The sequence below is a fragment of the Streptomyces sp. TS71-3 genome (genome assembly GCF_018327685.1).
Lineage (GTDB): Bacteria > Actinomycetota > Actinomycetes > Streptomycetales > Streptomycetaceae > Streptomyces.
In genome coordinates this window covers 5,342,632-5,368,390 of sequence record NZ_BNEL01000001.1, presented here as the reverse complement: position 1 = coordinate 5,368,390, position 25,759 = coordinate 5,342,632, and the positions used below count along the sequence as shown (strand labels likewise).

The window sequence follows — 25,759 nt, the reverse complement described above, 5'->3', positions numbered from 1 at the left end:
AGGTCCGGTCAGAGTCGGCAGGCGTGGATGGCCGTGGTCAGGATGGCCCGTGCGCCGATCTCGTACAGGTCGTCCATGATCTTCTGGGCCTCCTTGGTGGGCACCATGGCGCGCACGGCGACCCAGCCCTCATTGTGCAACGGGGAGACCGTCGGGGACTCCAGGCCGGGCGTGACGGCGACGGCGCGTTCCAGGTCCTCGGCGCGGCAGTCGTAGTCCATCATCACGTACGTCCGTGCGACGAGGACGCCCTGGAGCCGGCGCAGGAACTGCTGGGCCTTGGGCTGGTCGGTGTCCGCGTCGGCACCCGTCCGGCGGATGACGACCGCCTCGGAGTGCATGATGGGCTCCCCCATGACCTGGAGCCCGGCGTTGCGCAGGGAGGTGCCGGTCTCCACGACATCGGCGATGACCTGGGCGACGCCCAGCTCGATCGCGGTCTCCACGGCGCCGTCGAGGTGGACGACGGTGGCGTCGATGCCCTCCCGCGCGAGGTGGCCCGCGACGATGCCCTCGTAGGAGGTGGCGACCGTCTTGCCGGCCAGGTCCTTCACGCTGTCCGCGGTGCCGGGGCGGGTGGCGAAGCGGAAGGTGGAGCGTGCGAAGCCGAGCGCCAGGATCTCCTCGGCGTCGGCTCCGGAGTCCACCAGCAGGTCCCGCCCGGTGATGCCGATGTCCAGGCGGCCGGAGGAGACGTAGATGGCGATGTCGCGGGGGCGCAGGTAGAAGAACTCGACCTCGTTCGCCGGGTCGACGATCACCAGTTCCTTGGACTCCCTGCGCTGCTGGTATCCGGCCTCATGGAGCATCTCCGACGCAGGTCCGGAGAGAGAACCCTTGTTGGGCACGGCGATGCGCAGCATGAGGCTGAATTCCTTTTCGGGAAGGTGCGGGAACGTGCGTGTGCGAACGGGTGCGGGCCCGGTGCGGTCCGCCCGGCCGGGGTCCGGCTGCGGGGGCGGACGGCGGCCGGGGCCGCGGCTCAGAGATGGGCGTAGACGTCGTCGAGGGAGATGCCGCGCGCGACCATCATCACCTGCACGTGGTACAGCAGCTGGGAGATCTCCTCGGCGGTGGCCTCCCGGCCTTCGTGCTCGGCGGCCATCCAGACCTCGGCGGCTTCCTCGACGACCTTCTTGCCGATGGCATGGACGCCCTTGCCGACCAGTTCCGCGGTGCGGGAGGTGGCGGGGTCGCCGTGCTCTGCCTTGTGCAGGAGCTCCGTGTAGAGCTCCTCGAACGTCTTCTTGGGCATGATGGCGCCTACTCTACGCGGCCGGAGGCCACCCCCTGACGAGAGGGCTCGGGGATCATGCGGAGGGTGGCCGCGGTGGCGACGGCGGCGGTGACGGCCTCGTGCCCCTTGTCCTCGTGGGAGCCGTCGAGGCCCGCGCGGTCGAGTGCCTGCTCCTCGGTGTCGCAGGTCAGCACGCCGAAGCCGATCGGCACGCCGGTGTCCACGGACACCTGCGTCAGCCCTTGCGTCACGCCCTGGCAGACGTAGTCGAAGTGCGGGGTGCCGCCGCGGATGACGACACCGAGCGCGATGACGGCGTCGTAGCCGCGCACCGCGAGCGCCCGGGCGGCGACGGGCAGCTCGAAGGTTCCCGGGACCCGCAGCAGGGTCTGCTGCTCGACGCCGAGCTCGTCCAGGGCGCGCCGGGCGCCGTCGACGAGACCGTCCATGATCTTCTCGTGCCACTGGGCGGCGACGACGGCGACCCGCAGGCCGCCGGCGTTCGTCACACTCAGTACGGGGGCACCCTTGCCGCTCACGTGCTCTGTCTCCTCGGTGCTGGGGGTGGTGTGGTGTCGGGATCGCCGTGCCGCTGCGGAGCGGGGCCCCGTGCGGCGGGGGTCACTGGTTGCCGCAGGCGGCCATGGCCGGGGTGTCCAGCCAGGGCAGGTCGTGGCCCATGCGGTCGCGCTTGGTGCGCAGGTACCGCAGGTTGTGCTCGCCGGCCTGCACGGGCATCGGCTCCCGGCCGGTGACATGGATGCCGTGCTTGATGAGGGCGTCGGTCTTGTCGGGGTTGTTGGTCATCAGCCGGACGCTGCGCACCCCGAGGTCGGCGAGGATCTGCGCGCCGGCGCCGTAGTCGCGGGCGTCCGCGGGCAGGCCGAGTTCCAGGTTGGCGTCGAGCGTGTCACGGCCGCGCTCCTGGAGCTCGTAGGCGCGCAGCTTGGACAGCAGCCCGATGCCGCGCCCCTCGTGGCCGCGGAGGTAGACGACGACCCCGCGGCCCTCCGCGGTCACGCGGGCCATGGCTGCGTTGAGCTGAGGGCCGCAGTCGCAGCGCAGCGAGCCGAAGACGTCACCGGTGAGGCACTCGGAGTGCACGCGCACGAGCACGTCCTCGCCGTCGCCGAGGTCGCCGTGGACCAGGGCGACGTGCTCGACGCCGTCGGCGGCGGAGCGGTAGCCGTAGGCGGTGAACTCACCGGCGGCGGTGGGCAGGCGGACGGCCGCCTCACGGCGGACGGTGGGCTCGGCGCCCTGCCGGTAGGCGATCAGGTCCTCGATGGAGATGATCGACAGGCCGTGCTTGCGAGCGAACGCGATCAGCTCGGGCAGCCGCAGCATGGTGCCGTCCTCGCCGGCGATCTCGACGATCGCGCCGGCCGGGCGCAGGCCCGCGAGCCGGGCGAGGTCGACGGCGGCCTCGGTGTGCCCGGCGCGGGTGAGCACCCCGCCGGCCCTGGCGCGCAGCGGGAAGATGTGGCCGGGCCGGACGAAGTCCGCCGCCTCGGCCGTGCCGCCGGCGAGCAGCCGCAGGGTTGCGGCCCGGTCGGCGGCGGAGATGCCGGTGGTCACGCCGTGCGCGGGGCCGGCGTCCACGGAGACGGTGAACGCGGTGCGCATCGCCTCGGTGTTCTGCTCGACCATCTGGGGCAGTTCGAGCCGGTCCAGCTCGCCGGCCTCCATGGGCGCGCAGATCAGGCCGCGGCACTCGGACATCATGAAGGCGACGATCTCGGGGGTGACGGACTGGGCGGCGATGACGAGGTCGCCCTCGTTCTCGCGGTCCTCGTCGTCGACGACGACGACCGGCCGGCCTTCCGCGATGTCGGCGATGGCCTGCTCCACCGGGTCGAGCCCGGACTGGCCCGCCCCGGCGGTGAGGTCGCCGGTGGGGAACCGAATGGGTGCCGTGCTCATGCCGGAGCTCCTTCCAGTGGGGGCTGTGCGCTCTGCCGCGTGCGCAGCCACCAGGCGCGCATGCCCCACAGGACGAGAGCGCCGTAGACGATGTAGATCAGGCCCGAGAACGCCAGGCCGCTGGTGAAGTTGAGGGGCACGCCGACCACGTCGACCAGCAGCCACGCGAACCAGAACTCGACGAGGCGGCGGGCCTGCGCCACCATCGCGACCAGCGTGCCGACGAACACGTAGGCGTCCGGCCAGGGGTTCCAGGACAGCGACGGGAAGGCCGTGAACAGGCCGCCGACCGCGAGGGTGCCGACGGCGGCCGCCGCCAGCAGCAGGCGCCGCTCGCGCCAGGAGGCGAACCGGATGGCGAGGCCGCCGTCCTGGGCCTGCCGGCGGCCCCGGGTCCACTGCTGCCAGCCCCACACCGCCGTGACGATGATCACGAGTTGCTTGCCGACGCTGCCGGACTGCTGCACGGAGACGTTGGCCGCGACGAGGATGAGGGCGGACAGCAGCTGGGCGGGCCAGGTCCACACGGATCTCAGCCAGCCGAGGGCGAGCCCGACCAGGCCGATGGTGTTGCCGGCCAGGTCGGACCAGATGATGTGCTGCCCGAAGGCGGTGAACGCCTCGGAGTTCAGCCCGTCGAAGGTGCTCACCGGGAGTCCTCTGCGGGGTCGGGGCGCACGGGGACCGGGGCGCCGCCCGCCGTTCCGGCCGCCGCCGCGTCGGCCGCGGCCGAGCGCTCGGCCGACAGCAGCCGCTCCACGTACTTGGCGACGACGTCGACCTCCAGGTTGACCGGGTCGCCCGGTTGCTTGGTGCCGAGGGTGGTCAGCGCGAGCGTGGTGGGGATGAGGCTGACGGTGAAGTGGTCGGGCCCGGCGTCGACGACGGTGAGGCTGATGCCGTCGACGGTGATGGAGCCCTTCTCGACGATGTACCGGGAGAGCTGGGCGGGCAGCCCGATCCTGACGATCTCCCAGTGCTCGGAGGCCTTGCGCTCCACGAGGGTGCCGACGCCGTCGACATGGCCCTGCACGATGTGCCCGCCAAGCCGGGCGCCGACGGCGGTGGGCCGCTCCAGGTTGACCCGGGAGCCGGGCGCCAGCGCGCCGAGGCTCGACCTGTCCAGGGTCTCCGCCATGACGTCCGCGGTGAACTCGTCGCCGTCCAGCTCCACGACCGTCAGGCACACGCCGTTGACGGCGATGGAGTCGCCGTGCCCCGCGCCCGCCGTGACGACGGGGCCGCGCAGCCGGAAGCGGGACGCGTCGCCGAGTTCCTCGACGCCGGTGACCTCGCCCAGCTCTTCCACGATGCCGGTGAACACTCAGTTCTCCTTCGCTTGCGGGGCGGCGGTGATCCGCACGTCGGGCCCGAGGCGGACGACCTCTTCGAGCCCGAGTCGCAACGCTTCGGTGAGGGTGCTGATTCCCGACTCGCCCAGCGCGGCGGGGCCGGCCCCGAGCATCACGGGGGCGATGTAGCCGACGACGCGGTCGACGGTGCCCGCGGCCACGAAGGAACCGGCGAGCGTCGGACCGCCTTCGATCAACAGGGAGCGGACGTTGCGGGCGTGCAGGGCTTCCAGCAGGGCGGTCGTGTCGAGTCCGGCCGCGGTGCGCGGCAGCCGGACGACCTCGGCCAGGCCGGTCAGGTGGGAGGTCTCGGCGTCCTCGGCGACGGCGATCAGCGTGGGCGCGGTGTCGTCCAGGACGCGCGCACCCGGCTTCACGGCCTTGGCGCCGGAGTCGACGACCACGCGCAGCGGCTGGCTGCCCCCGTCGGTGCCCCGGGCGCCGAGCTGCGGGTCGTCGGCGCGGGCGGTGCCGGCGCCGACCACGACGGCGTCGCTCTCGGCACGCAGCCGGTGGACGTCGGCGCGGGCCTCGGCGGAGGTGATCCACTGGCTGGTGCCGTCCGCGGCGGCGATCCGGCCGTCGAGCGTGGCGGCGAACTTGAGGGTGACGTGCGGGCGTCCGAGCCGTACCGAGGTCAGCCAGGCCGCGTTGCCCCGCTCCGCCTCGGCCGTGAGCAGCCCGGGCTCGACGTCGACGCCCGCGGCGCGCAGCGTGGCGGCCCCGCCGGTGGCGGTGGGGTTGGGGTCGGAGACGGCGTAGACGACCCGGGTGACGCCGGCCTCGATCAGGGCCTGGGCGCAGGGGCCGGTGCGGCCGGTGTGGTTGCAGGGTTCGAGGGTGACCACGGCGGTGCCGCCGCGGGCGCGCTCCCCTGCCGCGCGCAGCGCGTGCACTTCGGCGTGCGGTCCGCCGGCACGCTGGTGGTACCCCTCCCCCACGGGGTCGCCGGCGGCGTCGAGCACGACGCAGCCGACCACGGGGTTGGGGCTTGTGGAGCCGAGTCCGCGCGCGGCGAGTTCGATCGCACGCCGCATGGCGGTTTCTTCGGCTGGTGTGGCCACCGGGTCCTCCTGCCTCTTCGGGCGCGGGACTCCGGGGCTGTCGACGAGCGACACTCAGCGCGGGTGGGGCCTTGCGGAGAACGGCGCCGGAATGCAGGTCCAGAGGACCCGGATCACCGGCGGCGTGCAAGGATGCCCGCCCGCCGCGCACTGCCTCCCATCCGGACTTTAACCGTCGGTCCAGGAATTTCACCTGGTCAACCGGCCACTGGATGCGGCCGGGTCGCGGACTTTAACCGCCGGTTCGGACTTTCACCGACCCCGGAGTGCGCTGTTTCTGTTACGCAACTCAGTGTGCCACGCCTGGCACCGAGGTCCACTGTGGGCTGGCTCACAGCTGCCCGGCGGGAGGCTCACCCCGCGGGAGCGCGCGTGTACGTGCTGCGGGTGGCGTTCGCGTACAGCCACCGCGAGATCGCCGGGGTGCTCGACCTGACCGGGGCCAGCGCGCGGCAGCTCTACCGCAGGGCCGCCCAGCGGCTCGCCGCGCCGGAGCGGCGCTTCAGTCCCCGTCCCGAGCAGCAGCGCGCTCTTGTCGAGTCGTTCATGGCAGAGGCCCGGGACGGAGACCTCACCCGTCTGGAGCAGCTCCTCGCGAAGGACGTCGTCTGGTCGGGCGACGGCGGCGGCCGGGTGGTCTCGGCGGGCCGGCCGATCGTGGGGCGGGAGCGGGCGCTCACGTTCCTGCGTGGCGTCACCCGCCGGGTCACGGCCGCCTTGGAGAGCGCGGTGGCCGAGGTCAACGGCGCCCCCGGGCTGCTGGTGCACGAGGGGCCGCGGCTGATAGCGGTCGCGTCGTTCGAGGTCCGGGACGGGGAGATCGCCGAGGTGCGGGCGGTGGTCAACCCGGACAAGCTTGTGTATGTCACCCGCCAGCTCGCGGGCGGGCGGCGCTGACCCCCTGCCCGGCCGGCCCGGGCGCCGCGGCGGCGGCCGGCGGGCGGCGGGCGGCGGGCGGTGCGAGCACCGCGCTGTCACACATCGGCGGGCCCGCCGGTCTCAGCGGTGACGGGCGCTCCACCCGGAGCGCCGACGCGGACGAAGGGGCTGAACGGGATGGCCACGATCGTGGTGACCGGGGGCACCGGCAATCTCGGCGGACTGATCACGCAGCGGCTGCGGGACCAGGGGCAGCACGAGGTGCGGGTGCTGAGCAGGCACGCGCCCCGGTACGCGGTGGACCTGCGCACCGGCGCCGGACTGGACGAGGCGCTGAGCGGCGCCGACGTCGTCGTGCACTGCGCGAGCGCGCCCCGCGGCGACGAGCAGGCGGCCGAGCGCCTCGTCGCCTCGATGCGCAGGACCGGTGTCCGGCATGTGGTGTTCATCTCGATCGTCGGCGTGGAGGAGGTGCCGCTGCGCTACTACCGCGCCAAGTTGGCGGCGGAGCGCGTGATCGCCGACTCGGGTGTGGGCTGGACGCTGCTGCGCGCGACCCAGTTCCACGACCTGGTGGCGTCCGTGCTCGGGGCCATGGCGAAGCCGCCGGTGATGCTGGTGCCGGCCGGGGTGAGCGACCAGCCGATCGAGGCCGCCGAGGTCGCGGACCGGATGGCCGGGCTCGCTGTCGGCGAGCCGTCCGGGCGGGTGCCGGACATGGGCGGTCCGGAGGTGCTGGGCTTCCCGGAGCTGGCGCGCACCTATCTGGGGGCGACCGGGCGCAGGCGGCGGGTGGTCCCGGTGCCGCTGGTGGGCAGGGCGTACCGGGCCATGCGCGACGGCGGCCACCTCACCCCGCAGCGGGCGGTGGGCCGGCGCACGTTCGGGGAGTACCTGACGGAGCGGTTCGCGCAGCCGGTGTGAGGCGCGCGCCTCGTGTGCGCCGCGCAGCCCGTGTGACCCGCGCAGCCCGTGTGAGGCGGGCCCCGTCTCGCTGTCCCCGTGCTCTCTCCCGCCGGGCCGCGTGGCCCAGCCCCGCCATGCGGCCGGCATGGCGGCAACGCGGCCCGCACGGTCGCTATGCGGTCGCGGCCCGCATCGTCGCTATGCGGTCGGGGTCGGCATCGCGGCCGGCGCGAAGAGTTCGTCCTGCGCCGCCTCGCGGGCCATCAGCAGGGCGCCTCGCAGCACGGCGCCGCCGCCGAGTTCCCCGGCGCGCACCTCCGTGCGCAGCGGTGAGATCGCGCCCAGGTGGCGCCCGACGCGGTCGGCGAGCACGGGACCGCCGGCCAGGCCGGTCTCCCCGCCGAGCACCACGCATCCGGGGTCGAGGACGGCGGCCACCGCCGCGACGCCGAGGGCCAGGCGGTGCGCGAGCTCGTCGAGGAAGCGGTGCTCGCCGGCGGCGACGGCCGCCCGCACCAGGGCGGCGGCCATCGGCGCGTCCGGCTCGCCGGTGGCGGCCAGGCCGTGCTCCACGGCCAGGTCGCGGATGGCCGGGGCGGAGACCAGGTGGTGGAAACCCTGGTCGCGGCCGGTGCTCCAGGGCAGCCCCGTGGTGCCGGGCACCGGCAGGAACCCGATCTCCCCCGCACCGCCGGACGCCCCGCGGCGCAGCGCCCCCTCCAGCACCACGGCCGCGCCGATGCCGTGTCCGAGCCAGAGCAGCACGAACGTCCCGCGGTCGCGGGCCGCGCCGTACTGCCGCTCGGCGAGGGCGGCGAGGTTGGTCTCGTTCTCCACGAGGACCCGGGCGGGCAGCCGGTCCTGGAGGGCGCCGACCAGGCTGCGGTGCCACTCCGGCAGATCGCTGACGTCGCGGAGCTCGCCGGTCACGGGGTCGATGAGGCCGGGTGCGCCGACGGCGACGCTGTGCAGCGGCCTGCCGCCCGCCTGCTCCGCGGTGCGCTCGACGAGCCCGACGGCGCCGGCCACCGCCGACGCGGTGCGGGTGTCGGGGTCGACGGGCAGCGAGGCCTCCGCGAGCCGGGCGCCCAGCAGGTCGGTGACGACGACGGTGACCCCCTGGGTGCGCACGTCCAGGGCCGCGAGGTGCGCCCGGTCCGCCACGATCCCGTAGAGCCGGGCGTTCGGGCCGCGCCTGGTCTCGCCCGTCTCGCCGACCACGGTGATCAGCCCGGAGCTCTGCAGGCGTGCCACCAGGTCGGCGACCGTGGGCCGGGAGAGTCCGGTGAGCTGCTTCAACTGCCCTGCCGTCAACGGGCCCTCGCTCTGCAACAGGCTCAGTGCAAGGCGGTCGTTGATCGCCCTGGCCGTGCGCGGTGATGCGGGCATGCCTTGGATCCTTTCAGACGGCCCTGCGCACCCTGGGACGGGCCGCGCCCAGCACCCTGGTGGAACGCCCCGATACGCCGGGCGATCCGCCGTGGGAAAACCCACTATTTATCAGGCAGGGTTCCTGATAGTTTACGCCCGGACCGCTGGGCGGGCCCAGAGGGGCGCGTCGAAGGCACCGACGACCACCGCGGGGGCGCGGAGGGAGGGGCGAGGACATGACGGAAGGGGCCCGTGCGGGCCAGGCCGGCAAGGCCGTGCGGCACGCCCGGTTCGCGATCGCCGTGGTCTTCTGCGTGCACGGCTCGGTGACCGGCTCCTTCGCGACCCGGGTGCCGTGGATCCAGGAGCACGCCCATGCGAGCCCGGGGCAGCTCGGGTTCGCGCTGGCGTTCGGGGCGATCGGGGCGTCGGTGGCCATGCCGCTGGCCGGCTGGGTGAGCCACCGGTTCGGATCCCGCGCCGCCCTGCGGGGGCTGCTCGCGCTGTGGACCCTGGCTCTGGTGCTGCCCTCGCTCGCGCCGAACCTGGTCGCGCTGGGTGCGGCGATGTTCGTGTACGGGGCGACCGCGGGCATGTCGGACGTGGCGATGAACGCGCTGGGGGTCGAGGTGGAGAACCGCCTCGGCCGGTCGATCATGTCGGGGCTGCACGGGATGTGGAGCGCGGGCGCGCTGCTGGGCTCCGCGGGCGGCACCCTCGCCGCCCACCTCGGCGTGAACGCCCAGGTGCACCATGCGCTGGCCGCCGCGGTGCTCACCGTCGCCGGCGTCACGGCCTGCCAGTGGGTGCTCGACCTGCGCCCGGAGCAGGAGGAGGAGCCGCCGCCGCGGTTCGCCCTGCCGCCGCGCTCGGCGCTGATCATCGGCGCGGTCGGGTTCTGCGCGGTGTTCGCCGAGGGCGCGAGTCTGGACTGGTCCGCGGTCTACCTCCACGACGTGCTGACCACCTCCGCGGGCCTGGCCGCCGCCTCGACCACCGGGTTCACGCTCACCATGGCGGTGGCGCGGATCGCGGGCGACGCGCTGGTGAACAGGTTCGGCCCGGTGCGCACGGTGCGCGGCGGCGGGGTGCTCGCGACGCTCGGCGGGTTCCTGGTGGTGGTCGCGCCGAACCCGGCGCTCGCCATGACCGGGTTCGCGCTGATGGGGCTGGGCATCGCGGTGGTCGTGCCGCTGGCGTTCGTGGCCGCGGGCCGCAGCAGCTCGCGGCCGACCCAGGCCATCGCGGGCGTCGCCACCATCATGTACACCTCGGGTCTGGTGGCCCCCTCGACGGTCGGCAGCATCGCCCAGGCCTCCAGCCTGGTCGTGTCGTTCGGCGTGGTGACGGTGCTGTGCTGCGGCCTCGCGGCGGGTGCGGGGGTGCTGCGGACCGGCGAGCGGGAGGCCGTGCGCGCCTCCAGCGCGGGCACGGCGGCCACCGACCGGTCCTGAAACCGCCAGGGCCGCCCGGCGCCGGGCGCGCCGGATGGTGGTGGCCCGTCAAGGCCGAAGGCCCGGCCGGGGCATGCGCCCCGGCCGGGCCTGGCGTTCGTCCCGGGCCTCAGCCCGCGATCGAGTCGAGCTGTTCAGAGGCGGGCCGCAGCGCCCAGAGGTCGCCGCCCGGCGGCTCCTGGAGGTGCGGCACCGCGGCGCGCGCAGCAGCGTCCCCGGCGTCCGCCGCGGCGTGCACGATGTCGCTCGCCGCGTACCGGTAGAACTCCAGCTCGGGGTACGGCCACCCGGCCGCGCCGGTGGCCGCGGGGAGCAGGAAGTCGACCGCCTTGAACAGGCTCTGCCCGTCCGGGCCCCGGTACCCCCACAGATCGACCCCGACGTGCCGGCCGATCTCGGCGAGCCGGGTGTACGCCACCAGATCGAAGGTGGAGTAGTGCCAGCTCCTGGTCCTGGCGAGCTCCTGCGGCTGGCTGCCGTCGCCCGCGACCTGCGCGTCGATCCGCTTCCGGCGCGCGTCCAGGACGGTCGACCTGGCCAGGTCCCGGTCACCGGTGGCATAGGCGAGCGCGGCCACCTGCATGTCGTAGAAGGTGCCGTGGTTGTTCTCCGCGGCGCCCTCCTCCTTGCCGAAGTCGCTGTCGACCAGCCAGGAGAGGAAGTCCTTGTTCCACGCGGTCATGGCGGTCCGGTCGGCCTTGGACCAGCCGGGCGCGCCGGTGCCCAGCACGGCGACCGCGTCCACCACGCTGGTGTACTCCTGGGAGAAGTCGATGATGCCGATGGACCGGCCGTCGTACTTGCAGGGGATGAACTGCCCGTGGTTCAGGTTGGGGTTCATCCGGGTGTCCGGGTCGAGGAACCAGGTGCGCAGGATGTCGGCGGCGTGTTCCGCGTACTGCTTCTTGCCGGTGTAGTACCAGGCGAGGCTGAGGGTGTACGAGGAAGCGAAGACCTTGCCGACGTCGGGGCGGTCGGTGCCGGTGTCGACCTCGGGGTTGCGCTCGCCGTCGCGCTGGACGTAGGGGCAGCCGTGCGGGTTGTCGTCGGTCTTCGGCTGGGACGGCCACCAGTACGGTGCCTGGCTGAGGTAGTCGTGCGGGTCGCCGCCCGGTGCGGGCGCGGGCTTGTCCACCACGGTCCAGGGTCCCTGGCCGAGCCAGTCGTCGGCCTGGGCGGTGAGGTTCTTGACGGCCTTCCTGACGCCCGGGTCGCCCAGTTCCAGGCGGACCTTGGCGGCTTGCAGGCGCTCGCCGTCGAGCACGGCCGTCTTCGGGGCGGGCGGGAGCGGTCCGGGGTGTCCGGCCGGGCGGCCGTGGGCGGCGGCGGAGGCCGCCGGCACCAGCAGCGCGGCGAGGGCGGCCGTGGCCGCCACCACGGCGCCGAGCCTCAGACGGGGTCTTCTGCTCATCGAGCACTCCTTCGGTACCGATGACCGTGGGGTCACCTACAGACCGCACACACCAGCAGGTCATGTACGTGAACATCATTCATGAACAAGACCGTGTGAGCGTAGACGTGCCTGATCCACGTGACAATGCTCCGCGCAGGGATTCATGCATGAGTCCTGGGCTCCAACAGGTGGGCCGGTGAGGCCCCCGCCAGGGGCAACCGTCGCCCCGGCGCGGCCCATTCGCTCGTTCCGGCGAAGTCCCGCGCCGAACGGCGCCGCGCCCGCCGACCGCTGGAACCCTGCCTGCATGGCCCACTCGGAGCAGTCCACGGTCCCCGGGCGCGGGATCGGCTCGGTGATCGCGCGGATGCGCGCGCTCGCGGAGGCCCTGCCGGACCGCGACGGGGTCGCGGTCTTCAACCGCGTCTACCTGACCGTCACGGAGGCGGTGGACACCGGCATCTCGTCGGGGCGGCTCGGCGAGCCCGCCCAGGCGGCGGCCCTGGACGTGCGCTTCGCCGCGCGCTACCTCGCCGCGGTCGACGCGGCGGCCGCCGACGACCGCCCGCCGGCCTGCTGGCGCCCGCTGTTCCGCTGCCGCCACCACCCCGGCGTCACCCCCCTGCAGTTCGCCCTCGCGGGCATCAACGCCCATGTCGGGCACGACCTCTGCCTCGCCGTCGTGGACGCCTGCCGGGTGCTCGGCTGCGCACCCGAGGAGCTGGAGGACGAGTTCGACCGCGTCGGGGATCTGCTGGTGGCGCTGGAGGAGCAGATCCGCGAGGACGTGATGCCGGGCCCCGACCTGCTCCAGGTCGCCGATCCGCTCACCCATCTGCTGGGCTGCTGGAGCCTGGACCGGGCCAGGGACGGAGCGTGGTCCGCCGCGCGGGCGCTGTGGGCGCTGCGCGGGCTGCCCACGCTCGCCGGGGAGTTCGTCCAGCGGCTCGACGCCGGGGTCGGCCTGGTCGGGCGGATGCTCCTCACACCGCTCCCGCTGCCCCGCACCGGTCGCACGGTGGTCCCGTCGCCGGGGGCCCGCGCCCGGTAGGCGCCCGGGGCGCCGTTCGCGTAGCCCCAGGGCGCGCCTGCGGCAGGGCCCGGGGCTCCGGCTCCTTGCGGTCTCCAGATTCTCCGGCCGCCGGTCTGGCTGAGCGCGGCGGTTCCCCGCGCCCCTGCCGAACGCCCGCGGCGGGCCCCGCCCAGCCCCTCGCGGTGCCGTTCCCTCCATCTGCCGGTCCCGGCTGAGCGCGCGGTTCCCCGCGCCCCTTCGGGGCGCGTCCGCTCAGTCCTCCGGCAGCTCCACCGGTGCGATCGCGTGGAATGCGTCCCCGGGGCCGGGATTGGACGGGTCGCAGGCGCCGCCGAACTGGTGCATCACGCCCCACACGGCGTTCAGGGCGGTCTGCACGGCGCCCTCCGCCCAGCCGGCCGTCCACGATATGTCGTCGCCCGCGAGGAAGATGCCGCGCTTGTCCGCGGGCAGCGTGTCCTGCATGAAGTGGGTGAAGAGCCTGCGCTGGTAGCGGTAGTGGCCGGGCAGGTTCGCCTTGAACGCGCCCATGAAGTACGGCTCGTCCTCCCAGGAGACGGTCACCGGGCTGCCGATGATATGGCTCCTGATGTCCACGTCCGGGTAGATCTCGCGGAGCGAGGCGAGCATGACCTCCATGCGCTCGTGCGCGGACAGCGGCAGCCACTTGAGGCTGTCGTCGCACCAGGTGTACGAGAGGCAGATCACCGCGGGCCGGTCGGGTCCGTCGTCCAGCAGGTAGGTGCCCCGGGTCATCCGGTCCGTCAGCGTCATCGACATCCGGTCGCGCCCGGTGCGCTCGTCCTTGTCCAGCCAGAACGGCCGGTCCACCGGGACGAAGAGCTTGCTGGACTCCATGTAGTGGGTGCGCTCGATGGCCGTCCAGTGGTCCATCGGGAAGAGCGACTCGTCACAGGCGATCTTGGACAGCAGCATCCAGGACTGGGCCGTGAAGACCGCCGCGGGATAGCTGCGGATGGCACCCGAGGAGTCGGTGACGGTGATCATGCCGCCCGCGGTGCGGTGCAGCCGCGTCACCGCGGGCCGGGGCGAACCCCCGTGCAGCGACGCCAGCGAGGTGCCCGCAGGCCAGTGGACGAGCTTGTCCGGCGCGCGTTCCCAGAGCCGCTCGGGAAGCTGCCTGCTGCCGCCGACGATGCCGCGGTGGTGGTCGTCCGCCTCGGTGTACACCACCCGCAGGATCTCCAGGATGGAGTTGGGGAAGTCGGTGTCCCAGCCGCCGGTGCCGAAGCCGACCTGCCCGAAGATCTCACGGTGCCGGAAGGAGCGGAACGCCTCGGACGCGCACAGGAAGCCGTAGAAGGTCTGGTCGTCGAGCCGTTCGACGAGGCGGGACCAGATCGCCCGGATCGCCGGTACGTCGCGCTCGCGGATGGCGCGGTTCATCCCGGAGAACTCGGCGCCCTCCTCAAGGCAGCTCTGCCAGGCCGCGGCGACCTGCCGGTAGACCTCGGGCAGGTCGTCCAGGGTCCGGGCGTAGTGGGACTCGCCCTTGAGGTCGACGACCGTGGACGGGGTGGACTCCGCGAGCGGGTTCGGGAACGGCCTGGTCCGCAGGTCCACCAGGTCGATGTAGTGCTGGAGCGCCGTCGAGGACGGCGGGAAGCGCATGGCGCCCAGTTCGGCGGTGAGCGCGCCCCCGTCCGCCGCGCCGTCGAAGCCGACGGTGCGCAGCCGCCCGCCGATCCGGTCCGCCTCGTACACCACCGGCCGTAGGCCCATCTTCATCAGCTCGTGGGCGGTGACGAGGCCGGAGAGCCCGCCGCCGACCACCGCGACCTCGGTTCCGTGCCGGGTGGCGGGGATCTGGCCGAGGCCCGCGGGGTGGGCGAGGAAGTCGTCGTAGGCGTACGGGAAGTCCGGCCCGAACATGGTGATGGGCTGCCGCATCGGGGCGTGCGGGACGGCCGTGGGCACGGTGGACGTCATGGAGTGCGGCTCCTTGCGGTGGTCAGGGGTGGATCGGAGTGGATCGGAGTGGGTCGCGCGTGGATCGCGGGCCGGGCGCCCGCACCGCCTCAGGTCAGCGAGGAGTAGAGCGACGGCCGGCGGTCGCGCAGGTAGGAGTTGGCCTCGCGGGCAGCGGCGAGGGCCGCGTGGTCGACGTCGGCGCAGACCAGTTCGGCGGTGCCTCCGGCGCGGACCAGGGCACTGCCGTCGGGCCCGGCGAGCACGGAGAGCCCGAGGAAGTCGAACTCCCCCTCGGTCCCGGCGCGGTTGACGTACGCCACGTAGAGCTGGCTCTCGAACGCGCGCACCGGCACCACGGTCTCGGCGATGAACGCGTACGGGTGCATCACCGCGGTCGGCACCAGCAGCAGGTCCGTGCCGGCGAGGGCGTGCGCCCGGACGTTCTCCGGGAACTCGACGTCGTAGCAGACCAGCAGGCCGACCGTGAATCCGGCCACCTCCGCCTGCACCACGGGCTGCTCCCCTGGCGTGAACCACCGCTTCTCGAAGTCGCCGTAGAGGTGGGTCTTGCGGTAGCGGGCGAGACGGGTGCCGTCCGCCCCGATCAACTGGACGGCGTTGAACAGCTGCTGGTCCGCGCCGGCGGGCTCGTCCGACCGCTCCGACCGCTCCGACCGCTCCGACCGCTCCGACCGCTCCGACCGCTCCGACCGCTCCGGGTAGCCGTAGCACACGGCGATCCCGTGCCGGCGGGCGATCCCCGCCACGGCCCCGGCCGAGGGCCCGCCGGCCGGTTCGGCGAGCCCCGGCAGGCGGTCCCCGACCCCGTATCCGCTGAGGAACAGCTCCGGCGCCACGAGCAGCCCGGCCCCCTCGGCGGCGGCCCGCCCCGCGGCCTCGTCGAGCTCGGCGAGGTTGGCGGTGACCGATCCCGGCCGCCCGGAGCTCTGCAGCAGGGCGAGACGCAGCGCGGACATGGCAGACCTCACGGGGACGTGTGGTAGGGGGGAACACCTCGACGGTACGGTCGGCCACTGAAAGCAGACAAGAGCCGACTCTTGCGCATATCGAAGGCATTCGTTGCGTGTACGGGGCCGTGCTCGGCGATTCGTTGCAGGGGGGAGGAGGATCGGGGACGCCTGCGCCGGAGGACGCCGAGCGGCGACCGTCCGGAGCGGGCCACCGGCGGGAGCCGTCGAGCGATCCCGGGGCCGCCGCTGAGGGGGCCCTCAGGCCCCCGGCGCCGATCCCCGGGGCTGGCCTCAGCGCCTGGTGGTGCTGTTGAACAGCGAGCGGGACCAGGCGTAGCCGACCAGGGCGATACCGGCGCACCAGGCGAGCGAGATCCAGCCGTTGTCGCCGATCTGAGAGCCGGAGAGCAGGCCGCGCAGGGTCTCGGTCATCGGCGTGAACGGCTGGTTCTGGGCGAACCAGCGCAGGCCCGGCGACATCGAGTCGGCCGGCACGAACGCCGAGCCGAGGAACGGCAGGAACTGGATCAGCAGCGGCTTGTTGCTCGCGGACTCGATGGTCTTGGAGATCAGGCCGAGCGCCACGGACAGCCAGGTCACCGCGAACGCGATGGCCGCGAGGAGGCCGGCCGCGGCCAGCCACTGAAGCGGGGTCGCCCCGGAGCGGAAGCCCACGGCGAGGGCGACGCCCACGACCAGGACCATGCACGCCATCGTCTGGATGACGCTGCCGATGACATGCCCGGTCATGAACGACGAGCGCGTGATGTTCATGGTGCGGAAGCGGTTGATGATGCCCTCGGTCATATCGGAGCAGACCGCGATCGAGGTCGACATCGAACCGGCGGCCACCCCCATGATGATGATGCCGGGGGTGAGGTAGTTCACGTACGCGTCCCGGCCGCCGCCTATCCCGGCGCCGATCGAGTCACCGAAGGCGTACACGAAGAGCAGCAGCATCAGGATCGGCATCATGGCGCTGCCGAGCCCCACGGACGGATAGCGGATCGCGTGCTTCAGGTTGCGCCGCAGCATCGTCGTCGAGTCGTGCACGGCGTAGGCGAGGGTGCTCATCGCAGGGTCTCCTTGATCTGAAGCGGGGTGCCGGTGCCGGCGGTGCCGTGCCCGGTCAGGGCGAGGAAGACGTCGTCGAGGTCGGGGGTGTGCACGGAGAAGCCGGCGGCCCGGATGCCGGCGGTGTCGAGCCGGTCGAGCAGGGCGCGCAGCGCGTCGAGACCGCCGTCGCCCGCCACGCGCAGCGAGAGGTTCTCGTCGTCGCGGGCCGCGCCGGCGAAGGCGGCGGCCGCGCGCTCGTACTCGTCGGAACCGGCGAACCCCAGCCGTACGTGGCCGCCGGGGATCCGCGCCTTGAGCTCGTCGGCGGTGCCCTCGGCGACGATCCGGCCGCCGTCGAGGACGGCGATCCGGTCGGCCAGCTGGTCGGCCTCCTCCAGGTACTGGGTGGTGAGGAAGACGGTGGTGCCGCCCGCGACCAGCGCCCGCACCGTGTCCCACATGGTGCGGCGGCTGCGCGGGTCGAGCCCGGTTGTCGGCTCGTCCAGGAAGATCACCTGGGGGTCGCCGACCAGCGTCATGGCGATGTCGAGCCGGCGCCGCATACCTCCGGAGAAGGTCGCGGCCCGCTTGTGCGCGACGTCCGCGATGTCGAACCGCTGGAGCAACTCCCTGGCGCGGGATCTCCCCTCCCGCTTGCCGAGGCGCAGCAGGTCGGCCATGAGGAGCAGGTTCTCCTCGGCGGTGAGCAGGTCGTCGAGCGCGGCGAACTGCCCGGTGACGCCGATCGCGGAGCGCACCCCGTCCGGTGACGTGGCGACGTCGTGGCCCGCGACCCGGGCCTGCCCGCCGTCGGCGGCGATGAGCGTGGACAGGATCTGCACGGTGGTGGTCTTGCCGGCGCCGTTGGGCCCGAGCAGCGCGAACACCGATCCGGCCGGGATGCGCAGGTCGATGCCGTCGAGCACGGTCTTGTCGCCGTACGACTTGCGCAGACCGACGGTGGAGACGGCGGCCGGCGGCCGCGAATCGGCCTTTCTTGACGTGGGCATGCCAGATACAGGCATGGAGTCCTTCCTTTCGGGGCTGAGGTGGCTTCGGAGTGGGTGGGGCGGTGAGGCGGGCGGTCAGGGGCGGGCGCGGCGCACGTCGATGTTGCCGAAACGGGTCCGGGCGCGGATCCTGACGGCGTCCTCGGTCTCCGCCGGGGCCTCGGAGGCGGCGAGCGCGTTGCGGACCTGCCCGTTGTCGGCGCTGACCTCCAGCCAGGCGGCGGAGCCCTCGCGGACGCCGATCTCGATGGAGCCGTGGGCGGTGTCCAACTCGATGGATCCTCGGGCGACTTCCGCGATACGCAGGGCGCCGTGGGCGGTGGCGACGGTGACCGAGCTCTCGGCTCGGGCGATGTCAATCTCGCCGTAGGCGCCGTTCACCCGCAGCTCGCCGGTCACGGCGCCGACGCTCGTGGAGCCGTGGGAGTTCTTCAGCACGGCGGAGCCGTCGACCATGCCGACACGCACGCTGCCGGAGCTGGTGGTGATCTCGGCGGCGCCTTCGACCCGCTCGACCGTGATCGATCCGTGGGCGGCGGTCAGCCGCAGCGGCCCGGTGGTTTCGAGGCGGACGTCGCCGCCCGAGGACTTGACCCGGACCTCGCCGAGCCGGCCCTCACCGAGCACCTGCGTCCAGGAGCCGGTCGCTTCGACGCGGGAGCCCTCCGGCAGGTCCACCGTGACGTCGACGACGCCGCTGGGGCCGATCATGCGCCGTTCCCTGGTCTTGACGGTCAGGACGCCGCCGGCGAATCCGACCTCGGTCTGCCTGGCGGCGCGTACGTCCTTGTCCTTCTTCGGGTCGCGGGGCCGCACCTCGACGACGGTGTCGAGGCGCTCGCTCGCGGTGAACAGAATGGAGCCGGCACCCACGTGCACGTCGGCGGAGATCGGTGTGGAGGTGTCGAAAGAAGGCATGGCCATCCCGTCCTCTTGGGTCTTGTGGCCGTCCCCGCTGGTGGGACGTGGTGGAGGTGGATCGACGAGTGGGGTGGTGGTACGAGGGTCCGGGCTAGCGCACCCAGCCCGTGAAGCTCTGCCCGACGTTGCGGGACTTCTCCGTCCTACGGGGCCGGCCACCGCCGTCGACCGCGGCCGACACGGCCCGCACCAGCCACGCGTTGACCGACAGGCCCTCGCGGCTCGCGGCCTCCTCGGCCCGCGCCTTGAGATGTGCCGGCAGGCGCAGGTTGACGCGGGCGGTGCCGCCCTCGTCGCCGTCGGCCGGCACCTGGGCCTTCGACGGTTCGACGGGCGCGGCGTCCGCTTCCGCGGGGCCGCCGGCGGGCGGCGGTGTCACCACGAAATCGGGGTCCAGTCCGCGCAGCCGTACGTCGACCGAGCCGGGGGCGAGCTCGCGGGTGATCTCGTCCATCGCGGCGGAGAGCACGTTGAGCATGGTCAGACGGGTCGCCGACTCCAGCGGAGCGGTGAGCCGCTCGGCCAGCTCGCGCGCGTCCTCCCCGCCGGCTTCGGCGGCCACGGCGAGTTCGCGACGCAGGGTGTCGACATACGGGGTGAGGTCCATGACGTCATCATGGCACCATAATGGCGCCAAACGCAAGCCCGTATGGCACCTCGCCTGGAACCAGTCAGCGAGTAGCCGCTCTGACGTGGGAAAAGATGATGGCAGCGACCCGAGTCACGGTGGCGCCACGCCCCCACGATCGCCTTTGAAGGCTTTGAATGGCGCCGGTTGGCACCAGGTGGCACGAGGTGGCGCCGGGTAGCGCCACTCAGCGCCACGTGGCGCTATTCGGTGCCATGTCATGGCGCAGGAGGGCAGCCCGACTCACCCCGGAGCCCCCGAGGAGAACCGCCTCAGCAGCGGCGAGAGCACCAGCACGGACTTGGTGCGCTCCACGAAGGGCTCCCCCGCGATCCGTTCGAGGACCTGCTCGAAGTGCCGCATGTCCTCGGCGAAGACCTGCACGACAGCGTCGGCCTCGCCGGTCACGGTGGACGCCGACACGACCTCCGGATACCGCTCCAGGCCCCGCTGGATGGCCTCCGGGGAGGTGTTGCTGCGGCAGTACAGCTCGATGATCCCCTCGGTCTGCCAGCCGAGTGCGGCCGGGTCGACCCGTACCGTGAAGCCGGTGATGGCGCCGGTGCCGCGCAGCCGGTCCACCCGCCGCTTCACCGCGGGCGCCGACAGCCCGACGAGCTGGCCGATGTCGGCGTAGGAGCGGCGGGCGTCCTCGGCGAGGGCGTGCACGATGGCTTCGTCGAGATCGTTCAGTCGCACGGGCGGTCGGTCACTTCTCTGCTCGGGGCTGCTCGTTGCCCGGCTCAGCGGGGACCGCGAGGCGGGAGCGGCGGTGGCCGTAGACGAAGTAGAACACGACCCCTACGGCCATCCAGATCCCGAACACCAGCCACGTCACCGCGGACAGACTGCCCATCATCCAGACGCAGAAGGCGAGGCCGAGAGCGGGCAGCACCGGGGACAGCGGCACCCGGAAGGCGCGCGGCATCGCCGGCCTGGTCCGCCGCAGCACCACGACGGCGATGTTGACCAGCGCGAAGGCGAAGAGGGTGCCGATGCTGGTGGCGTCGGCGAGCCGGCCGAGCGGGACGGCGGCGGCCAGCGCGCCGCAGAACAGCGAGACGATCACCGTGTTCGCACGGGGTACCCCGGTGCCGGGGTGGACCCGGGAGAAGACGCGCGGCACGAGGCCGTCGCGGGACATCGCGAACAGGATCCGGGTCTGGCCGTAGAGCACGGTCAGCACCACGCTGGCGATGGCGATCACCGCGCCCGCGGCGAGCAGCGTCGCCCAGAAGGACTGCCCGGTGACATCCTTCATGATCGCCGCGAGGACCGCCTCGGACCCGGCGAAGCTCCGCCAGGGCCTGGCGCCCACGGCCACCGCGGCCACCAGGACGTAGAGCCCTGTCACCACGACCAGCGAGAGCATGATCGCGCGGGGCAGGTCCCGCTGCGCGTCCCTCGCCTCCTCGCCCGCGGTGGAGGCGGCGTCGAAGCCGATGTACGAGAAGAAGAGGGTCGCGCCCGCACCGCTCACTCCCGCCACGCCGAGCGGCATGAAGGGCGCGTAGTTGCCCGATCGGATTCCGGCGACGCCGATGCCGCAGAACAGCAGGAGCGCTGCGATCTTCACGCCGACCATCACGGTGTTGACGCGCGCCGACTCCCGGGCGCCGCCCAGCAGGAACACCATGGCGAGCAGCACCACGGCGAGGGCGGGCAGGTTGAACGCGCCGCCGTCGCCCGGCGGCGCGGAGAGCGCGGCGGGCAGCGTGACGCCGAGGGTGCCGTCGAGCAGTTCGTTGAGGTACTGGCCCCAGCCGACGGCGACGGCGGCGACCGAGACGCCGTATTCGAGGATCAGGCACCAGCCGCAGATCCAGGCGATCAACTCGCCGAGCGTTGCATACGCATACGAGTAGGAGGAGCCCGCCACGGGGATGGTGCCCGCCAGCTCGGCGTACGAGAGTGCGGAGAAGAAGGCCGTGAGGCCGGCCGCCACGAAGGAGACGGTGACGGCGGGGCCCGCCTTCGGCACCGCCTCCCCGAGCACGACGAAGATCCCGGTGCCGAGGGTGGCGCCGATGCTGATCATGGTGAGCTGAGCCAGCCCGAGGGACCGCCGCAGGGTGCCTCCGGCGCCCTTACCGCCCTCGGCGACCAGGAGTTCCACCGGTTTGCGGCGCATCAACCGGGGTCCGCCGCCGTCGGGTGGGCCCCCGGTCCTGCCGGGGCTGGGTGGGGGTGCGCCGTGGTCGAGCACGCGCTGGCTCCTTGGTCGCTGCGGTCGGGGCGGTGGGCACCGGGGCGGCCTCACGAGCGCGCCGCGGCGCGGCCGGCACCCACCGTGCCGGGTACAACGCACGACCTTACGAGCCGGGCCTTCCCGATCGTAATGCAGCGGCCTTGCACGTTTGCACAAGATCCTTGCGCGGCGCCCGGGGAACGCGGAGGTTCGTTGCGCGTGCCCCGTGCCTGACGCCCGTCACGGCCGGGGAGCCGCCGCGCAGGCGGGACGCGGCGGCGCCGCCCTCGGGTCCCCGCCGCCGTGGGCCGGGGATCCGAGGCGTCAGTTCCAGCTCGCGTGCAGGGGCTTGCCCTCGGCGTACCCCGCCGCGCTCTGCACACCGACGACCGCCCGCCCGGTGAACTCCTCCAGCGACCCCGCGCCCGCGTAGGTGCAGGCGGACCGGACGCCCGCGATGATCGAGTCGATCAGGTCCTCCACACCGGGCCTGAAGGGGTCCACGTACATCCGGGAGGTGGAGATGCCCTCCTCGAACAGGCCCTTGCGCGCCCGGTCGTAGGCCGACTCCTCCGCCGTGCGGTTGCGCACGGCGCGTGCCGAGGCCATCCCGAAGGACTCCTTGTAGTAGCGGCCGTCCGCGGCCTGCTGGAGGTCCCCGGGCGACTCGTGGGTCCCGGCGAACCAGGAGCCGATCATCACGTTGGAGGCTCCGGCGGCGAGCGCCATGGCGACGTCGCGGGGGTGCCGCACACCGCCGTCGGCCCACACGTGCTTGCCGTGCGCGCGTGCCTCGGCGGCGCACTCCAGGACGGCGGTGAACTGCGGGCGGCCCACGCCGGTCATCATCCGGGTCGTGCACATGGCACCGGGGCCCACGCCCACCTTGACGATGTCCGCACCGGCCGCCACCAGGTCGCGCACGCCCGCGGCGGAGACGACGTTGCCGGCGACCACCGGCACCTGCGGGTCGAGGGCGCGGACGGCCCTGAGGGCGTTCAGCATGGATTCCTGGTGGCCGTGCGCGGTGTCCACGACGAGGGTGTCGATCCCGGCGTCCAGCAGCTGCTTGGCCTTGCCCGCGACGTTGCCGTTGATCCCGACCGCCGCGGCGATCCTGAGCCGTCCGCCGGCGTCCGTGGCGGGCGTGTAGAGGGTGGCCCGCAGGGCGCCCTTGCGGGTGAGGATGCCCACGAGCCTGCCGTCGCCGTCCACGGCGGGGGCGAAGCGGCGGTTGGCCGCGTCCAGCTTGTTGAAGGCGGTGCGCGGGTCGATGTCGGCGGCCACCAGCAGCAGGTCGCGGGACATCACCTCGGAGAGCTGGGTGAAGCGGTCGACGCCGCTCAGGTCGGCGTCCGTGACGACGCCGAGCGGCCGGTGCCCCTCGTCGACGACCACGCCGGCGTCGTGGGCGCGCTTGGGCAGCAGGGCGAGGGCGTCGGCGACCGTCTGGGTGGGTGCGAGCACGATGGGCGTGTCGAGCACGAGGTGGCGCTGCTTGACCCAGGAGGTGACGTCCGCGACCACCTCGATCGGGATGTCCTGCGGGATCACCGCGAGGCCGCCGCGCCGCGCCACCGTCTCGGCCATCCGGCGGCCCGCGATGGCCGTCATGTTGGCGACGACGAGGGGGATCGTGGTGCCGCTGCCGTCCGGCGCGGCCAGGTCGACGTCCTGCCGCGAGACGACCACGGAGTGGTTCGGCACCATGAAGACATCGTCGTAGGTCAGGTCGTAGGAGACCGGTGGCGTGGTGACGTGGCGGCCGGTGCCTGGCTCGAGGAAGTGCATACGTCTCACATTTTCATGCGAAGCGGCGCAGGCCACCCAACCGGGACACAACAAAAGACCCCCGTCGGTACCTGGTTCGTGCGCGTTCGGTACGGGGGGCTCACTGTCGGTGCCGGGGCAGAAAACCTGCCTTACATGGAGACATTACCTGAGCACGAACACCCGGGCGAATCACCGGCCGGACGCCCGGCGGGGCGGGCGGCCCGTGCGGGGGCCGGAAGGGGTCAGCCCCGGTCCGCCTCGGCCGCACCCATCGCGAGCAGGACCGCGAAGCCCTCCGGACGGCCGCTCCAGTGCGCCTCGGCCTCGGCGAACACCTCCTGAGCGGTGACCCATTCGGCCGGCTGCGCCGCCGCGTACTCCTGCCAGCCCACGGCCAGCAGCAGCCGCCCGGGGGCCGCCGGCAGCCAGGAGAGGTCCTTGAGGCCGTCGGCCAGCGCGTCCCAGTTGCGGCCGAACCACCCGGGAGCGTCCAGCGCCCGGGCGCAGCGCTCCAGGAAGGCCGCCTTCCCGGTGACCCCGGCGAGGTCCAGGACCCCGGTGCTCCAGCCGGCCGCACGGACGGCCTCCAGCACGGGGGCGAACGACGCTTCGGTCATCCCTCAACCACCTTCCGTGGCGGACCGCCGCACCCGGCGGCCGTCCGTCGCTTGCCGCCGCGCCCGATCCGGCCGCCCGTGCCATGCCACCGGGCCGGATCCGGGGCCGGGCGTCCGCTCACGCGGCGATGCTGTCGGGGTCCATGCGGTCCAGGGCGGGGCGCGGGGTGGGGCCGGTGGACATCAGGAAGTCCGCTGCCGTGGTGTCGGTGACGAGGCTGGTCACCAGGCCGGAGCGGAGCACCGCGTCGATCGCGGGCCCCTTGCGCTGCCCGCCCGCGATCGCGACGACCTCGGGGATGCGGCGCAGCCGGTCGGCCTCCACCGTGATGCACCGCTCCCCCAGGTCCCTGCCGACCCTGCGGCCCTCGGCGTCGAAGAGGTGCGCGGACATCTCGGCGGCGATGCCGAGCGAGGCGTAGCTGGCGCGCTCCTGCTCGCTGAGCATGTCGTGGACGGTGGAGACGCCCGCCTCCCAGGAGCCGATGGACACGCACGCGACGGTGACCTTGTCGAAGTACTCGAAGGCGCGGGCGATCCCGGTCTGGTGGCGCAGCGCGTCCGCGGTGGCCGAGTCGGGCAGCAGCATCGGGGCGTAGATGGGGTGGGCCTCGCCGCCGGAGACCTGCGCGGCGCGCCGCACCGCCTCCACGGAGCCGCGCTCCGCCGTTCCGGCGTCGTAGACGCCGGTGAGCTGCACCACCGTGCAGGGCGGCAGCCGGTCCAGGGCGGCCGCCATGTGGATGGTGGAGCGGCCCCAGGCCAGCCCCAGCACATCGCCCTCGGTGACCAGCTCGCCGAGCAGGTCGGCGGCGACCTCCCCGAGGTTCTCCGGGTCGGGCGACTCGTCGGCCTCCGCCGGGGACTCGACGACGACCGCGTGCCGCAGGCCGTACCGGGCGCGCAGCGCGTCGGAACGCTCGGCGTCCAGCTCGGCGGGCACTCTGATCTCGATCCTGACCAGGTCGCGTTCGAGGGCGGTCTCCAGAACCCTGGCCACCTTGAAGCGGCTCACGCCGAACTCCTCGGCGATCTGGATCTTGGACTTGCCCTCCAGGTAGAAGCGACGGGCCATGGCCGCCGCCTGTACCAGCTCCGCGGGCCCCATCCGCAGGGCAGGCCGACCCGCCGACATGCCGGACACGGCGATCTCCTCACTGCTCTTGTCGTCGTTCACACTCTGGATCCGCCGTTCATCCTTGCAGATCCGAGGGGTTGCCTCCCAGGGCCTTCAGGCACTGGGAGAGGTCGATCAGCCCTTGATGGGTGGCGTTCACGTTCCCTTGTCCCGGCGGCCGCCTGGCGATCGGGACGGTCGGACGCCTGTGCGGTCAGTGCCCGCCCGGCCACCCGGCGCCGGCCATGGTGGCACCGGCCTGGTCGCGCAGGCTCCGGACGGCCGCGGCCGGGTCGGAGGCACCGTAGACCGCGGATCCCGCGACGAAGACGTCGGCGCCGGCCTCCGCACAGCGCTCGATGGTGCTCTCCGAGACCCCGCCGTCGACCTGCAACCACACGTCGAGGCCGTGCTTGCCGATCAGCTGCCGGGTGCGGCGGATCTTCGGCAGCATGATGTCGAGGAAGGCCTGGCCACCGAAGCCCGGCTCGACCGTCATGATCAGCACCATGTCGAGCTCGGGGAGCAGGTCCTCGTACGGCTCGATGGGGGTGGCCGGCTTCAGCGCCATGCCCGCCCGCGCGCCCTTCGCCCGGACCTCGCGTGCCAGGCGCACCGGTGCCCCCGCGGCCTCCACGTGGAACGTCACGGACGAGGCGCCCGCCTCCACGTACTGCGGTGCCCAGCGGTCCGCGTCCTCGATCATCAGGTGGCAGTCCAGGGGGGTGTCCGTGGCCCGTGCCAGGGACTCCACGACGGGGACGCCGAGGGTGAGATTGGGGACGAAGTGGTTGTCCATGACGTCGACGTGGAGCCAGTCGGCGCCTTCCACCGCCCGGGCCTCGTCGGCGAGGCGCGCGAAGTCGGCGGACAGGATGCTCGGGTTAATCTGCGGGGCCATACCCCCAAGCCTGCCATGCCCCGGCACATCGGC

Annotated in this window: 25 protein-coding genes and 1 riboswitch; of the genes, 4 read left to right on the top strand and 21 right to left on the bottom strand. The window is 73.1% G+C overall.

Going from position 1 to position 25,759, the window contains the following annotated elements:
* Positions 1 to 8: 8 nt before the first annotated feature.
* From hisG to ribD, 7 genes are all read right to left on the bottom strand, one after another.
* Complete coding sequence (gene hisG / locus Sm713_RS21915) at positions 9 to 863, bottom strand: ATP phosphoribosyltransferase (RefSeq protein ID WP_212911260.1); 855 nt, start codon at positions 861 to 863, stop codon at positions 9 to 11.
* 119 nt (positions 864 to 982) lie between these two features.
* Positions 983 to 1,255, bottom strand: coding sequence for a phosphoribosyl-ATP diphosphatase (locus tag Sm713_RS21910; protein WP_212911259.1), 273 nt, complete (start codon positions 1,253 to 1,255; stop codon positions 983 to 985).
* Between the two features lie 8 nt (positions 1,256 to 1,263).
* Positions 1,264 to 1,776: a 6,7-dimethyl-8-ribityllumazine synthase gene (ribH, locus tag Sm713_RS21905; protein WP_212911258.1), complete on the bottom strand. Its 513-nt coding sequence runs from the start codon at positions 1,774 to 1,776 to the stop codon at positions 1,264 to 1,266.
* An 82-nt stretch (positions 1,777 to 1,858) separates the two neighbouring features.
* Positions 1,859 to 3,160 carry a bifunctional 3,4-dihydroxy-2-butanone-4-phosphate synthase/GTP cyclohydrolase II gene (locus Sm713_RS21900; protein ID WP_212911257.1) on the bottom strand — a complete coding sequence of 434 codons (1,302 nt, stop codon included), beginning with the start codon at positions 3,158 to 3,160 and terminating at the stop codon, positions 1,859 to 1,861.
* Positions 3,157 to 3,810 carry a nicotinamide mononucleotide transporter family protein gene (locus Sm713_RS21895; RefSeq protein ID WP_212911256.1) on the bottom strand — a complete coding sequence of 218 codons (654 nt, stop codon included), beginning with the start codon at positions 3,808 to 3,810 and terminating at the stop codon, positions 3,157 to 3,159. Before Sm713_RS21895 ends, Sm713_RS21900 begins: the two co-directional genes overlap by 4 nt.
* Positions 3,807 to 4,484: a riboflavin synthase gene (locus tag Sm713_RS21890; RefSeq protein WP_212911255.1), complete on the bottom strand. Its 678-nt coding sequence runs from the start codon at positions 4,482 to 4,484 to the stop codon at positions 3,807 to 3,809. The genes Sm713_RS21895 and Sm713_RS21890 overlap by 4 nt, the downstream gene beginning before the upstream one ends.
* Positions 4,485 to 5,576, bottom strand: coding sequence for a bifunctional diaminohydroxyphosphoribosylaminopyrimidine deaminase/5-amino-6-(5-phosphoribosylamino)uracil reductase RibD (gene ribD, locus Sm713_RS21885; protein WP_212911254.1), 1,092 nt, complete (start codon positions 5,574 to 5,576; stop codon positions 4,485 to 4,487).
* A gap of 143 nt (positions 5,577 to 5,719) precedes the next feature.
* A riboswitch (FMN riboswitch) is annotated at positions 5,720 to 5,850 on the bottom strand.
* A gap of 98 nt (positions 5,851 to 5,948) precedes the next feature.
* On the opposite strand from ribD, the gene Sm713_RS21880 reads away from it, so the two are divergent.
* Together Sm713_RS21880 and Sm713_RS21875 are read left to right on the top strand one after the other, a co-directional pair.
* Positions 5,949 to 6,473 (top strand): nuclear transport factor 2 family protein, encoded by a 525-nt coding sequence (locus tag Sm713_RS21880; protein WP_212911253.1) that lies wholly within the window; start codon positions 5,949 to 5,951, stop codon positions 6,471 to 6,473.
* Between the two features lie 159 nt (positions 6,474 to 6,632).
* Entirely contained in the window at positions 6,633 to 7,379 is a 747-nt protein-coding gene (locus Sm713_RS21875) for an SDR family oxidoreductase (RefSeq protein WP_212911252.1), read from the top strand.
* Positions 7,380 to 7,559: 180 nt separating this feature from the next.
* Here the strand turns inward: Sm713_RS21875 and Sm713_RS21870 are convergent, their stop codons facing one another.
* Positions 7,560 to 8,750 (bottom strand): ROK family transcriptional regulator, encoded by a 1,191-nt coding sequence (locus Sm713_RS21870; protein ID WP_212911251.1) that lies wholly within the window; start codon positions 8,748 to 8,750, stop codon positions 7,560 to 7,562.
* Between the two features lie 218 nt (positions 8,751 to 8,968).
* Between Sm713_RS21870 and Sm713_RS21865 the strand changes: the two genes are divergently transcribed.
* The gene (locus Sm713_RS21865; protein ID WP_212911250.1) at positions 8,969 to 10,186 is read left to right on the top strand and encodes an MFS transporter; all 1,218 of its coding nucleotides are present in this window, start codon (positions 8,969 to 8,971) and stop codon (positions 10,184 to 10,186) included.
* Between the two features lie 109 nt (positions 10,187 to 10,295).
* Here Sm713_RS21865 and Sm713_RS21860 read toward each other — a convergent pair whose 3' ends face one another.
* Positions 10,296 to 11,597: an alginate lyase family protein gene (locus Sm713_RS21860; RefSeq protein ID WP_212911249.1), complete on the bottom strand. Its 1,302-nt coding sequence runs from the start codon at positions 11,595 to 11,597 to the stop codon at positions 10,296 to 10,298.
* Positions 11,598 to 11,886: 289 nt separating this feature from the next.
* Between Sm713_RS21860 and Sm713_RS21855 the strand changes: the two genes are divergently transcribed.
* Positions 11,887 to 12,630, top strand: a complete 744-nt coding sequence (locus Sm713_RS21855) for a DUF5995 family protein (protein ID WP_212911248.1) — start codon at positions 11,887 to 11,889, stop codon at positions 12,628 to 12,630.
* A gap of 234 nt (positions 12,631 to 12,864) precedes the next feature.
* On the opposite strand, the gene Sm713_RS21850 is transcribed toward Sm713_RS21855, so the two are convergent.
* From Sm713_RS21850 to rpe, 12 genes are all read right to left on the bottom strand, one after another.
* Positions 12,865 to 14,562, bottom strand: coding sequence for an NAD(P)/FAD-dependent oxidoreductase (locus tag Sm713_RS21850; RefSeq protein WP_212911247.1), 1,698 nt, complete (start codon positions 14,560 to 14,562; stop codon positions 12,865 to 12,867).
* Positions 14,563 to 14,651: 89 nt separating this feature from the next.
* Positions 14,652 to 15,521, bottom strand: coding sequence for a carbon-nitrogen hydrolase family protein (locus tag Sm713_RS21845; RefSeq protein ID WP_212911246.1), 870 nt, complete (start codon positions 15,519 to 15,521; stop codon positions 14,652 to 14,654).
* 285 nt (positions 15,522 to 15,806) lie between these two features.
* Positions 15,807 to 16,589 carry an ABC transporter permease gene (locus Sm713_RS21840; RefSeq protein WP_212911245.1) on the bottom strand — a complete coding sequence of 261 codons (783 nt, stop codon included), beginning with the start codon at positions 16,587 to 16,589 and terminating at the stop codon, positions 15,807 to 15,809.
* Positions 16,586 to 17,581, bottom strand: a complete 996-nt coding sequence (locus tag Sm713_RS21835) for an ATP-binding cassette domain-containing protein (RefSeq protein WP_212912178.1) — start codon at positions 17,579 to 17,581, stop codon at positions 16,586 to 16,588. The genes Sm713_RS21840 and Sm713_RS21835 overlap by 4 nt, the downstream gene beginning before the upstream one ends.
* Positions 17,582 to 17,656: 75 nt before the next feature.
* Positions 17,657 to 18,499, bottom strand: coding sequence for a DUF4097 family beta strand repeat-containing protein (locus Sm713_RS21830; RefSeq protein WP_212911244.1), 843 nt, complete (start codon positions 18,497 to 18,499; stop codon positions 17,657 to 17,659).
* Between the two features lie 94 nt (positions 18,500 to 18,593).
* Positions 18,594 to 19,109, bottom strand: coding sequence for a toxin-antitoxin system HicB family antitoxin (locus Sm713_RS21825; RefSeq protein WP_212911243.1), 516 nt, complete (start codon positions 19,107 to 19,109; stop codon positions 18,594 to 18,596).
* Positions 19,110 to 19,373: 264 nt separating this feature from the next.
* Positions 19,374 to 19,829 (bottom strand): Lrp/AsnC family transcriptional regulator, encoded by a 456-nt coding sequence (locus Sm713_RS21820; RefSeq protein ID WP_212911242.1) that lies wholly within the window; start codon positions 19,827 to 19,829, stop codon positions 19,374 to 19,376.
* Between the two features lie 10 nt (positions 19,830 to 19,839).
* Positions 19,840 to 21,336, bottom strand: coding sequence for an amino acid permease (locus Sm713_RS21815; RefSeq protein WP_212911241.1), 1,497 nt, complete (start codon positions 21,334 to 21,336; stop codon positions 19,840 to 19,842).
* A 306-nt stretch (positions 21,337 to 21,642) separates the two neighbouring features.
* Entirely contained in the window at positions 21,643 to 23,109 is a 1,467-nt protein-coding gene (locus Sm713_RS21810) for a GuaB1 family IMP dehydrogenase-related protein (RefSeq protein WP_212911240.1), read from the bottom strand.
* 224 nt (positions 23,110 to 23,333) lie between these two features.
* Positions 23,334 to 23,708, bottom strand: coding sequence for a barstar family protein (locus tag Sm713_RS21805; protein WP_212911239.1), 375 nt, complete (start codon positions 23,706 to 23,708; stop codon positions 23,334 to 23,336).
* Positions 23,709 to 23,826: 118 nt separating this feature from the next.
* Positions 23,827 to 24,843, bottom strand: coding sequence for a sugar-binding transcriptional regulator (locus Sm713_RS21800; protein ID WP_212912177.1), 1,017 nt, complete (start codon positions 24,841 to 24,843; stop codon positions 23,827 to 23,829).
* Positions 24,844 to 25,039: 196 nt separating this feature from the next.
* Positions 25,040 to 25,726, bottom strand: a complete 687-nt coding sequence (gene rpe / locus Sm713_RS21795; protein WP_212911238.1) for a ribulose-phosphate 3-epimerase — start codon at positions 25,724 to 25,726, stop codon at positions 25,040 to 25,042.
* Positions 25,727 to 25,759: the final 33 nt, after the last annotated feature.